We start from the raw sequence: 12,539 nt of genomic DNA on the forward strand, positions 1-12,539 counted from the left end.
CAGAGGCAACAGCACACCCCGGGGATCACACAAGGCCCCTCGGGCCACGGCGCTCTCCGTCGGTGGCGTGAATTGTGTGGTGCGCCCTTCTGTTTCTCTTCGCGCAAGGCCGCGCCGGCCCCGGAGAAGACCGGGAACCCGTCCACAGACGCGTCGGAAAACCTTGGCCGGAAGACACCGGGAGAACCCGCTTCCGCAATGCCCGTCAGCCGATCACTCCGACTGACAGGATCCTCGCGCTCTGGATGCGTTCCGCCCGTCCGTGCAGGATCGGCGCGGATCAGCAGACTGTGCGAGGGGACCAATCCTGTGAATGCGCAAACCCCACTGACGGCGTATCAGCGTGACGTCTGGGCGGCCGACTCCAACTTCCCGGGAAATCCTCAGTTCAACTGCCAGATCTACGACAGCTTCCAGGGCTCCGTCGACCTCGTCGTCCTGGCGGCGTCTCTGCGCCGGGCGGCCGAGGCGAGTGACGCGTTCCGGCTGCGTTTCGGCGAGGTGGAGGGCACGCCCCACCAGTGGCTCGCCGACCCGCCCGAGGTCCGCACCGTCGATCTGAGTGCCGAGCCCGATCCCGCGGCCGCCTGCCGCCGGTGGATACGCGCGTCCTTCGACCGGCCCTTCGATCTGCGCGGTGGCCGGACGTCCGAGCTGACCCTCCTCGTGGAGTCCGGCTCCGTCGTCCACGCGCACGTCAAGGCCCACCACATCGTGGCCGACGCCTGGGGCCTCAACCTCTTCATGACGCGGGTCCGCGCCGACTACGAACACACGCTGCGCACCGGCGTCCCGCTCGCGGCCGAGACCCCGCGGTACACCGACTTCGTCCGCGCGGAGGGCGACTACCGCGCCTCGCCGGAGCACCGGGCGGACCGGGACTTCTTCCGCGCGTCCATGGCCGGCGTCGTCCCCGCCTTCTTCCCCCGGAAGGAGGCGAGCGGCGCGCGGCGCAGCGCCCGCCACAGCTTCGTCCTCGAACGGGCCCTGGTGAACCGCGTCCGCGAGCGCGGCGCGTCGGTCTTCGCCTTCGTGTCGGCCGCCTTCTCCGTCTACCTCTCCCGTGTGCTGCGCACCGAGGAGGTCGTGCTCGGCGTCCCGCTGCTCAACCGGCCCACCGACGAACAGCGGCGGATGGTCGGCCACTTCGCCAACACCCTGCCGCTGCCGGCCCGTCCGTCGGGCGGCAAGAGCATGAGCGAGCTCGTGGCGGAGGTCCAGGCCGCCACCCGTGCCCTCAAGCCGCACGAGCGGCTCGCCCTGGGCGACGTCCTGCGGGACCTGCCCCTGCACAGCAGCGACGGGCCGCGCCGCCTGTTCGACGTGACCGTCGCCCACCTGCGCTGGCCGCGTCAGCAGGAGATCCCCGGCCTGTCCTACGGGACCGTGGTGCAGGCCCGGGCCCACGACACCGACGCGCTCGCGGTGGTCGTCAACGAACTCGACGACGTCGGCGACCTCCTCGTCGACATGGACTACGGCTGCGACGTCTTCGACGAGGACTTCCCCGTGGAGGCGGTGGGACGCCATCTGAAGGCCCTCATCGAGCGCACCCTCGACGCCCCGGACCGGCCGCTCGCCGAGATCTCCATGCTGGACGCCGACGAGCGGGCCGCGCTGGTGGAGGGCTGCAACGACACGGTCCGGGACTTCGCCGACGACCGGACGCTCCACGGCCTGTTCGAGGAACAGGCCGCCCGCACCCCGGACCGTACCGCCGTCGTCGACGACGCCACCGGGCGGTCGCTCACCTTCGCCGAACTCGACGAGCGGGCCGACCGGGTGGCGCGGGTGCTGCGGGAGCGGGGGGTGCGGCCCGGTGACCGCGTCGCGGTGCTGATGGAGCGCTGCCTCTCGCTGCCGGCCGCCCTCCTCGGCGTACTGAAGTCGGGCGGCGCCTACACGCCGGTGGCCCCGGACTATCCGGCGGAGCGGATCCGCTTCCTCATCGAGGACTCCGGTGCCAAGGCGGTCCTGGTGGCCGGCGGCGCGGTCGGCGGGCTGTCCGGTGCGGCGCTCGGCGGCGGCGAGGTGCCGGTCCTGGACGTGACCGACCTCCCGCCGGCCTCCGGCGCGCCCCTGGAGCCGGCCGCCGGCCCGCGCGACCCCGCGTATGTCATCTACACCTCGGGTTCCACGGGCACGCCCAAGGGGGCGGTCGTCGAACACCGTTCGGTGATCAACCGGCTGGCGTGGATGCAGCGCCGCTATCCCGTCGGCGACGGCGACGTCCTGCTCCAGAAGACGCCGATCTCCTTCGACGTCTCGGTCTGGGAGCTGTTCTGGTGGGCCGTCGAGGGGGCCACGCTCGCCCTGCTGCCGCCGGGCGGCGAGAAGGACCCGCGGGAGATCCTGCGCACGATCGCCCGCCGCCGGGTCGGCGTCGTCCACTTCGTGCCGTCGATGTTCGCCGGCTTCCTCGATCTGCTGGAGGACTCCCCCGGGCTGCTCGACGAGGCCCGGTCGCTGCGCCACGTCTTCTGCAGCGGCGAGGCGCTGCCGCCCGCCCTGGTGGACCGCTTCAACCGGCTCTTCGCCGGGGAGGGGGCACCTCGGCTCGTCAACCTCTACGGGCCGACCGAGGCCACCGTCGACGTCACGTCCTTCGACTGCCCGGCCGACCCCGCCCGGCCGGTGGGGCGGGTGCCGATCGGCCGGCCCATCGACAACATCCGGCTCTACGTGCTCGACCCGGACGGCGGCCCGCAGCCGCTCGGCGCGCCCGGCGAGCTGTGCATCGCGGGCGTGGGCGTGGCCCGTGGCTATCTGAACCGGCCGGAGCTGACCGGGGAGAAGTTCACCGACGACCCGTTCGTGCCCGGCGGCCGCATGTACCGCACCGGCGACCTGGTGCGGCGTCTGGCGGGTGGTGATCTGGAGTACCTGGGCCGGATCGACGGTCAGGTGAAGATCCGCGGCAACCGCGTCGAGCTCGGCGAGGTGCACAGCCGCCTGGCGAGCTGCCCCGGGGTGCGGGCGGCGGCCGTCACCGACCACCGGTCGGCCGACCGCGGCACCTTCCTCGTCGGCTACTACACCGCCGGGGAGGACCTGGACCCGGCGGTGCTGCGCGACCACCTGGCCGCCGCCGTCCCCGGATACATGATCCCCGCCCACTTCCAGCGTCTCGACGCGATCCCGCTGACCCCGAACGGCAAGACCGACCGCCGCCGGCTGCCGGCGCCCGCGTTCTCCGCGGCCGCCGACGAGGCACCGCGCGACGAGGTCGAGGCCGCGCTGTCGGCCGTGTGGTCACAGGTGCTCGGCGTGGAGCGGGTGGGGGTGCACCAGAACTACTACGCCCTGGGCGGCGACTCCATCCTCATGCTGAGGATCCGCGCCCTGGCGGAGAAGCGGGGCGTCCACTTCACCCTGGCCGACCTGGTGCACCATCCCACGGTGGCCGGTCTCGCCGGACGCGTGCGCATCTCGGCCGCCCCGGCGGACTCGGCGCCGCTGGAGCCCTTCGCCCTGGTGTCCACCGTGGACCGGGCCCGCCTGGCCGGCCTGGCCGACGCCTATCCCGCGACCCGCCTCCAGCTCGGCCTGCTCTACCACAGCCGCGAGCACGAGAACTCGGCCGTCTACCACGACGTCTTCCACTACTCGCTGCGTCTCCCGTGGCACGAGGAGGCGCTGCGCACGGCCTTCGACCGGCTCGCCGCCCGCCACCCGGTGCTGCGCTCCGGCTTCGCGCCGGCCGGTTTCTCCGAACCCCTGCAGACCGTCCATCCGGCGGTCGACGGCGGCTTCGAGACCGTCGACCTGCGCGAGGCCGGTGCCGAGGAGGCCGAGGCGGTCATCCGGGCGCACATCGAGGAACGGCGCCACCACGCGTACGACTTCGAGCGCCCGCCGCTCTACCTCTTCCGCGCCCACGCGCTGCCGGACTCGGTGGAGCTCGTCCTCAGCTTCCACCACGCGATCCTCGACGGCTGGAGCGTGGCGACCCTGGTGAGGGAGCTGCTCCAGGACTATCTGCACGAGCTCGGACACGACGTGGAGCCGGTCGCGGACGGCCCGCTGCCGTCCGCCGCGCACTATGTCCTCGAGGAGCGGCGGGCGCTGGCCGGCGAGGCCGGCCGGAGCTTCTGGCGGCACAAGCTCGCCGGGGCGGAGCCCGTACCGCTCGACGCCTTCCGCCCCTACGAGGCACCGGGCTCCGAGGGGGTCTTCTCGCACCGGGTGGAGCTCCCCGACGGTCTCGGGGAGGCGCTGCGCCGCCTCACCCGGGAGCGGTCCGTGCCCGTCAAGTCCGTGCTGTTCACCGCGCACTGCCTGCTGCTGCGGCTCTTCGGCGGCACGGACGACGTGGTCACCGGCCTCGTCATGCACGGCCGGCCGGAGCTCGCCGGCGGCGAGCGCGTCACGGGCCTGTTCCTCGGGACGACGCCCCTGCGCATCGGTCCGGGCGACCGCAGCTGGCTGGAGACCGTGCGCGAGGCCCATCGGCAGGAGCAGGAGGCCCACGCCCACCGCCACTACCCCCTCAGCGCCATCCAGGAGGACCTCGGCGGCGACACCGTCGTCGAGACGGCCTTCAACTACGTCGATCCTCGTGTCCTCAGCGAGCTGCTGCGGAACACCGGCGTCGAGCTGACGGACTTCCGCACCTACGAGGAGACGAACTTCAAGCTCCTGGTCAACGCGGTCGTCGACCCGGCCGACAAGCGGATCTGGCTGCGCATGGACCACGACGGCCGGGTCTTCACCCGGGCGCAGGCCGACCACTTCGGCCGCGTCTACGTGGACCTGCTGCGCCGGATCGTCGAGCGGCCCGACGAGAACGTCGACTTCGGCTTCCTCGCCCCCGCCGTCGCCCCCTCGCCCCGCGCCGGGCTGCCCGCCCTGGTCACCGACCGCTTCGACGAGCGGGTCGCCACGGCACCGGACGCGATCGCCGTGGCCTTCGAGGACCAGCGGTGGACCTACCGGCGCCTCGGCGAGGCCGCCGACCGGGTGGCCCGCCGGCTCGTGCGGCTGGGCGCCGGCCCGGGCGCCCACGTCGGCCTGGCGATGGACCGCTCGCCCGAGACGATCGCGGCGGTCCTCGGCATCGCCAAGGCCGGCGCGGCCTGCGTGCCCCTGGACGTCACCTATCCGGCGGACCGGCTCGCGCTGATGGTCGAACGCGCCGAGCCCTTCCGGGTGCTCGCTCCCGACCACCACGCCGCCCTCTTCCCGGGCGCCGAGGTGCTGCCGATGGACGAGGCGCTCGCGCCGGACGACGGTCAGGAGCCGGCGGCGCTGCCCGCCGTCACCGGGGAGACGACCGCGTACATCCTGTTCACCTCCGGATCGACCGGTGAACCGAAGGGCGTGATGCTGCCGCACCGGACCCTCGCCAACTACATGGAGTGGCAGATCCCGGCGGAGAGCGGGGCGGCCGGCGGCAGGACGCTGCAGTTCGCGCCGCTGAGCTTCGACGTCTCCTTCCAGGAGATCTTCTCGACGCTGTGCGGCGGCGGCACCCTCCAGCTCGTCCGCGAGGAGGAGCGGCGGGACATGCCCGCGCTGCTGCGGCTGCTCGACCGGGAGCGGGTCGAGCGGGTCTTCCTGCCGTACGTCGCCCTGCAGCAGCTCGCCGAGGCGTCCGAGGCCCTCGGCATCCGCCCGGCCGCGCTGCGGGTGATCATCTCCTCCGGCGAGCAGCTGCGCGTCACCGACGAGATCCGCCGCTTCTGCGCCGCGCTGCCGGGCACTCTGCTGGAGAACCAGTACGGCCCCACCGAGACCCATCTCCTGACCAGCTTCACCATGTCCGGCGACCCGGCGCGCTTCCCGGCGCTGCCCCCGATCGGCAGGCCCCTGGACGGCATCGACCTGTATCTGCTCGATGCCGACATGCGGCCCGTGCCGCCCGGCGCGAAGGGCGTCGTCCACATCGGCGGCGTGTGCCTGGCCCACGGCTATCTGGGGCGGCCCGACCTGACCGACGAGCGGTTCGTCCCGCACCCCTTCGGGGAGCCGGGCGAGCGTCTGTACCGCACCGGCGATCTGGCCCGTCTGCTGCCGAGCGGCGACCTCGTGTGGCTCGGCCGGGAGGACTCCCAGGTCAAGGTACGGGGCTTCCGCGTCGAACTCGCCGAGGTGGAGCTGGCGCTGACCAAGCTCACCGACGAGTACCCCGGCGTCCGGGAGGTCGCGGTCGTGGCCCGTCACCGCGACGGCGCCGACGCCTTCCTCGCGGCCTTCCTCGTCGGCGAGGAGGGCGCCGCGCCGGTCGAGGACCTGCGGGCGCGGCTGCGCGGGCTGCTGCCCGACTACATGGTGCCCTCGCACTTCGCGTGGCTGCCCGCGCTGCCGCTCACCCCCAGCGGGAAGCGGGACGACGCGCAGCTGCGCCGTACGGCCCTGGCGTCCCGGACGAGCGCCGACCGGGTGGCGCCGCGCGACGACCGGGAAGGCGCGCTGGCCGGCGTCCTGGCCGAGCTGCTCCAGGTGCCGGAGGTCGGGGTGCACGACGACTTCTTCGCGCTCGGCGGGACCTCGCTGACCGCGATGCGGCTCGTGGTGACGATCGAGAAGCTCTTCGGGGTCAACGTCCCGCTGTCGGCCCTCGTCTCCACCCCCACCGTCGCCGGCCTCGCCGAGCGGCTGCGGGAGCGGGAGGCCGGCGTGGTCTACGACCCGGTCGTGCCGATCCGGACGACGGGCAGCCGCCCGCCGATGTTCCTGGTCCACCCGCTGGGCGGCAATGTGCTCTGCTACCTGCGCCTGGCGAAGCACCTGCCCGAGGACCAGCCGGTGTACGCGCTGCAGGCCGCCGGCACCCACCCCGGTGTCGAGCCGTCCGACTCCCTGCCCGAGATCGCCGCCCGTTATCTGGAGGCCGTCCGGCGGGTGCGGCCCGAGGGCCCGTACGTCATCGGCGGCTGGTCGTTCGGCGGGTTCATCGCCTTCGAGATGGCCCGGCAGCTGCGCCGGACCCATCCCGAGGACGTCGCCTCCCTGATCCTCATCGACCCGATCGCGGTCGCTCCCGGGGAGCGGCCGGACATCGCCGACGGCTCGCTCCTCGAATGGTTCTTCTGGGAGCTGCTGTGGATGGAGCGCGGCGGCGAGGCCCCGTTGGAGGCCATCCCCGAAGGCCTCGACGGTGACGCGAAGTTCGACTTCGTGGTGGAGCGCGCCACGGCGGCGGGCATCCTGCCGACGGAGGGTTCGCGGAGCGCGGTGCGCCGCCTCTTCGCGATGTTCAAGGCGCACTGGCACGCCCTGCTGACGTACCGGCCCGAGCGGGCCCACGAGGACCTGGTGCTGCTGCGGGCCACCGCTCCGCTGCCCGAGGTGCTCCAGCCGATGCACGGTGCGGCGGGCAGCCTGCACGAGGATCCGTCGAACGGCTGGCGTGAGCTGACCACCGGCCGGGTCGAGGTGGTCGAGGTCCCCGGCGACCACCTGGTGCTCCTGGAGGAGCCGCATGTCGCCGTGGTCGCCGAGCACGTGGCCCGTGCGGCGGAGCACCGCTTCTGAGCGAGCGGCACGACGCGCGGCGAGCGGCCGGCCCCGACTCCGGGGCCGGCCGCTCGTCCCGTTGACGAAGCATGCGGGTTTGCAGCCGGAATTGTGCAGGGATGGCGTCTGATGAGGCCGTCCGGTGATGATGTCCGGTGACGGGCCGTTGGTGATGACGGCCGGTTGAACGGCGGGCAGATGGTGGCCAAAAACCACTCCCCCACTGCCGAAGCGAGACCCATTACCCGTCCGTCATGACGGCCAAACATTGATCTCCCTCTCAATTAATCCGCTACGGATGTATTAGGCTGCCCATGGAACATGGACTCCTTCGCAGTCTTAATCGGGGAAGAAGGAATCAATGAATGGCGTTGCTTTAGACAACGAAGTCAGCCGACAGGAACTGGCCCATTTCTTACGTACTCGACGTGAAAGTCTCAGCCCGGCGGACGTCGACCTCCCGAACGGCCCCCGGCGGCGCACCCCCGGCCTCCGCCGGGAAGAAGTCGCGGCACTCGCGGGTCTCAGCCTCACCTGGTACACACTGCTCGAACAGGGAAGAAACGTTTCTCCTTCCTTCAAGGTCCTGGACAGCCTGGCCGGCGCCCTCAATCTGACCGAACACGAGCGCGAGTACATCCACCAGCTCGTCCACAGCCGGACCTTCCCCCAGCGCATCGAAAGACGCCACGCCCCCACCGAGGCCGCCCTGCAGCAGGTGGCCGACTCGCTGAGCCCCAACCCCGCCTACATCGTCAACAAGGTGGGCGACATCCTCGGCTGGAACGAGGCCGCCGCCGAGTGGTACACGGACTTCGGGCGGATACCGGAGGCCCGCCGGAACCTGCTGTGGTGGCTGTTCACCACGCCCGAGGCGAGGGTGCGGCTGGCCGACTGGCGCCGCGACGCCCGGGACCAGGTGGGCAGACTGCGCGCGGTCTCGGCCGGTTTCCCCGGCCGGAGCTACGTCAGCGAGATGGTCGAGGAACTCAGGCAGGTCAGCGTCGATTTCCGGACCTGGTGGGACGAGTACCGGGTGATCGACGCGGAGCCGCAGTTCCGCCGGCTGCGCCACCCGCGGCGCGGCACGGTCCCGATGCGACTGGTGGTGCTCGCCGACGGCATGCGCCCGTCGCTGGAGGTCGTCTACCACCTGCCGCAGCTGTCCGGTCGCTGAGCCGCGAGGCCGGCGGGGCCGGGGAACGAGACTCCCCGGCCCCGCCGGCCTTCGCGCGTCCCCTGGTGAGGGGCGTCCGTCGGTCAGCTCGCGCGGACCAGGGAGCGCGGGCTGATGACGTGGTCGATCAGCCCGAACTCCAGGGCCTGTTCGGCGGTGAGGACGTTGTCCCGCTCGACGTCCTCACGGACCTGGAGCGGGTCCCGCCGGGTGTGCCTGGCGAGCATGCCCTCGACCAGCTCGCGCTGGCGCTGCACCTCGCCGGCCTGGATCACCAGGTCGGAGATCTGCCCCTGGGTGCCGTGGCTGTGCGGCTGCTGGAGGAGGATCCGGGCGCTGGGCAGGGCCGTGCGCTTGCCGGGCGTACCCGTCGCGAGTATCACGGCGGCGACCGAGTTGGCCTGTCCCAGGCAGACGGTCTGGATGTCGGGCTTGACGAACTGCATGGTGTCGTAGACGGCGGTGAGCGCCGTCAGGGACCCGCCGGGCGAGTTGATGTACAGGGAGATGTCCCGGTCCGGGTCCATGGACTCCAGGCATAACAGCTGGGCCATGATGTCGTTCGCCACGACGTCGTCGACCTCGTGACCGAGGAAGATGATGCGCTCCTCGAAGAGCTTGGCGTACGGGTCGTACTCCCTGGTGCCCTGTGTGGTGCGCTCGACGAAGCGCGGGACGATGTAGCGGCTCTGCGGGGACAGGGCACCGGAGCCGGCCGGGCCGGGGGCGGCAGAAGAAGGGGGCGTGTTCACGCGCGGTCCTCCGGGTGGGGATGAGTGCGGGGTCCGCCGGGAGGCGGGGAACTAGGGGGTGACCAGGCCCGCGCCGGGGGCGGCGGCGGAGGTCACGTGCATGACCTCGTCGATCAGGCCGTACTCCTTCGCCTCCTGGGCGGTGAACCAGCGGTCCCGGTCGGAGTCACGGGTGATCGTCTCGGTGGTCTGCCCCGAGTGCTGGGCGATGAGCTCGGCCATCTCCAGCTTGGTGCGCTTGAGCTGGTCCACGTAGATCTTGATGTCCGAGGCGGAGCCGGCGAAGCCGGCCGAGGGCTGGTGCATCAGGATCTTGGTGTGCGGCAGCGCGAAGCGCTTGCCGGGCGTGCCCGCGGTGAGCAGGAACTGGCCCATGGAGGCGCAGAAGCCCATGGCGATGGTGACGACGTCGTTCTTGATGTACTGCATCGTGTCGTACACGGCCATTCCCGCGGTCACGGAACCACCCGGGGAATTGATGTACAGGTAGATGTCGCGGGTCGGGTCCGCGGCGAGCATCAGCAACTGCGCGGTGATGCGGTTCGCGATTTCGTCGTCGACTTCCTTGCCCAGAAAGACGATCCGGTCATTCAGAAGCCGGTTGTATACGGCGTCACCGGCGGGGGCGTCACCGTATCCGTCGAGCCCATAAGGCGGCATACGGTGTGATGCGTACGGGAACTGCTGGGCGCCCATCTATGTCACTCCTCATCGTGCGAGGTCCCGGTCCGGCCGGGCTCCGTCCATTCGGTCAGCGAAGCGGGAGTGAACACCCCCCACCCTCACATATGGCGAAGCTAACACGCAGTCATGCCGGGGGCGGCGGCGCGGGTGAATCGTTCGCTGAGAGCGGAGGATCGTCGCCGGTTCACGGAAATGGCTTGAAAACGTGGTCATTTGCGCATGCGACAGGGCTGGTTTTCGTCGGTGGTCGCCCCTCCACCCCCAGCTCAGCGGCGCATCCACGCGGATTCCCCGGCGAGTGACACCGGCCGAAAAGGGGTCGACGATCACTACGATCCGGCCTCATGGGACGGATCGGAGGATCCGATCATGCCGCCCGCGTAACGGGCGTGGCGGGAGTGGTAGTCGGAGTGCCAGCATGCCGACGTTCTGGATACGCGCGCTCCCTCCGTGAAGGGTGATCCCCGAACAGCCGTCAGTTCGAGGGAGCTTCCATGCAGGACCGCCTTGCCGTCGTCACCGGGGGGACCAAGGGGATCGGGGTTAGTCTCAGCCGGCGGCTGGTGGCGACGGGGTACCGGGTCGTCGCCCTCTACCGGAGCGACCAGGAGTCCGCCGATCTCGCCGCGAAGGAACTGGGCGAGGATTTCACGGCGTTACGGGCGGACGTCGCCGACGCCGCCGATGTCGCCCGGGTCACCGAGCTCGTCCTGGACTCCCACGGCACCCCGTCCGTGCTGGTCAACAACGCGGGCCGCAACATCGACGGGCCGTTCCTGGAGATGAGCGTCCCGGACTGGGACCAGGTCCTCGCGGCCAACCTCTCCGGCCCCTTCTACATGACGCGGGCCCTGGCCCCGGCCATGCTCGCGGCCGGTGGCGGATCGGTGATCAACGTGGCCGCCACCACCGGTATCCGGCCGCGGCTCAACGGAGCCAACTACTGCGCCAGCAAGGCCGGTCTGCTGCACCTCACCAAATGCCTGGCGCTGGAACTCGCCCCCACCATCCGCGTGAACTCCCTCATCCCAGGAATGATCGACACCGAGGAGATGCGGACGCGTTTCCGTACGGACGAGCAGGAACACCGGGACCGTCTCCTCGCCGAGATCCCCCAGGGCCGGATCGGCAGCCCGGAGGAGATGGCCGATGCCCTGGAGTTCCTGGTGAGCGACAAGGCCGCCTACATCACCGGCCAGAAGTTCATCGTCGACGGCGGTCAGTTCATGTGGTAGCGGCGTCCGGCGCCGGACCCGCCCGCACATCCCCCTGAACCTCCGCACCTCACGGACCACCGAAAGGGAACACCCCATGCAGTCGCGTATCGATCGATACGAGGAGTTTCTGACGAAGCAGTACCGGGGCGGCTTCCACAAGCCGGACGAGTACTCGATCGCCGAGGTCACCCCCGCCCTGCGGGACCGCATGAAGAACGGCCACTTCAAGCGGGTCGTCTTCACCGGCATGGGCTGCTCGGCCATCGTCTCCGATGTCGTCCGGGCCTTCTTCACCTCCGTCGACACCGAGCTCGAATTCCATGTCTTCAACGACTACGACTTCCGCTACCTCATACCGGAGTCCCTCATCGAGGACGAGCACACACTCGTCATCCTCAGCTCCTACAGCGGCCACTCCACCGAGCCGCTGCACGTCTTCCACCGGCTCGCGCACGCCCACGACCGGGTGCTGCTGCTCACCTCCGGCGGCAAACTGGGCGAGCTGGGCGAGGAGCACGGCGTGTCCATCGCCCGCTGGCAGCTCAGCGAGCCGGACCGCGAGTACCCGCTGTTCCACGTCGGGCAGTACTTCGCGATCCTCCTCGACATGTTCTACGAACTGGGCCTGATCTCCCAGGACTTCCGCACCGAGGTCGCGGCGCTCCCCGACCACCTGGAGAACGACTTCACCCCGGCCCACCGTGAGCTGGCCCGGGTGGCCGCGGCCCGCAGCGAGGACGCCAACGTCATCATGGTGGCGTCCCCCAAGTGGCACGAGAGCCTGCTGAAGCTGGCCAAGATGCACCTCAACGAGATCGCGATGGTCCCGGCCACACGGAACTACTTCCACGAGTTCTGCCACAGCGAGGTCGCGACCCTCTCCGACCCCACGCGCAAGCACAGCGTGCTGATCCTCCAGGACGACGAGGACGACGAGTACACCCGCCGGAAGATGGCGAACCTGATCCGTCTGCTGACCGACGACCTGCCCCAGAACCGCAACATCGAGGTCACCGCGATCCCGCTGGACCAGCCCACCTTCATGCGGAAGTACTTCACCGCGCTGGAACTGATCCAGTACCTCACCCTCGACCTCGGCCGGGTCTACGACACCGCCTCGCGGAACCTGATCTCCGAGGCGGCCGGCAACCCCTGGTACCACGGCGACACCATCCGCGCGGAACTGGAGCAGGGCTAGGGGGACCGGAACACCCGCCGCGACTCCAGGAACCAGCACCGCAGGAACGCAGG

Annotated in this window: 6 protein-coding genes; 4 read left to right on the forward strand and 2 right to left on the reverse strand. The window is 70.7% G+C overall.

The genetic code is table 11. The annotated features are described in order from the left end of the window. The first annotated feature begins 309 nt into the window (after window positions 1–309). Together ACFY7C_RS06240 and ACFY7C_RS06245 are read left to right on the forward strand one after the other, a co-directional pair. Window positions 310–7,476 carry an amino acid adenylation domain-containing protein gene (locus ACFY7C_RS06240; protein WP_389644496.1) on the forward strand — a complete coding sequence of 2,389 codons (7,167 nt, stop codon included), beginning with the start codon at window positions 310–312 and terminating at the stop codon, window positions 7,474–7,476. Between the two features lie 343 nt (window positions 7,477–7,819). Beyond that, on the forward strand, window positions 7,820–8,635 hold the full coding sequence (locus tag ACFY7C_RS06245) for a helix-turn-helix domain-containing protein (RefSeq protein WP_389644499.1): 816 nt from the start codon (window positions 7,820–7,822) through the stop codon (window positions 8,633–8,635). An 83-nt stretch (window positions 8,636–8,718) separates the two neighbouring features. Here the strand turns inward: ACFY7C_RS06245 and ACFY7C_RS06250 are convergent, their stop codons facing one another. Next, window positions 8,719–9,387, reverse strand: coding sequence for an ATP-dependent Clp protease proteolytic subunit (locus ACFY7C_RS06250; protein WP_389644502.1), 669 nt, complete (start codon window positions 9,385–9,387; stop codon window positions 8,719–8,721). Window positions 9,388–9,438: 51 nt separating this feature from the next. Then, a complete protein-coding gene (locus ACFY7C_RS06255; RefSeq protein ID WP_389645997.1) occupies window positions 9,439–10,047 on the reverse strand; it encodes an ATP-dependent Clp protease proteolytic subunit in 609 nt (202 codons plus the stop codon). Between the two features lie 518 nt (window positions 10,048–10,565). Between ACFY7C_RS06255 and ACFY7C_RS06260 the strand changes: the two genes are divergently transcribed. Beyond that, the gene (locus ACFY7C_RS06260) at window positions 10,566–11,306 is read left to right on the forward strand and encodes an SDR family NAD(P)-dependent oxidoreductase (RefSeq protein WP_389644505.1); all 741 of its coding nucleotides are present in this window, start codon (window positions 10,566–10,568) and stop codon (window positions 11,304–11,306) included. Between the two features lie 76 nt (window positions 11,307–11,382). Further along, the gene (locus tag ACFY7C_RS06265) at window positions 11,383–12,486 is read left to right on the forward strand and encodes an SIS domain-containing protein (protein ID WP_389644508.1); all 1,104 of its coding nucleotides are present in this window, start codon (window positions 11,383–11,385) and stop codon (window positions 12,484–12,486) included. Window positions 12,487–12,539 lie beyond the last annotated feature (53 nt).

Origin of the sequence: Streptomyces sp. NPDC012769, from assembly GCF_042901205.1 — a bacterium.
In the GTDB taxonomy this organism is placed as follows: Bacteria; Actinomycetota; Actinomycetes; order Streptomycetales; family Streptomycetaceae; genus Streptomyces.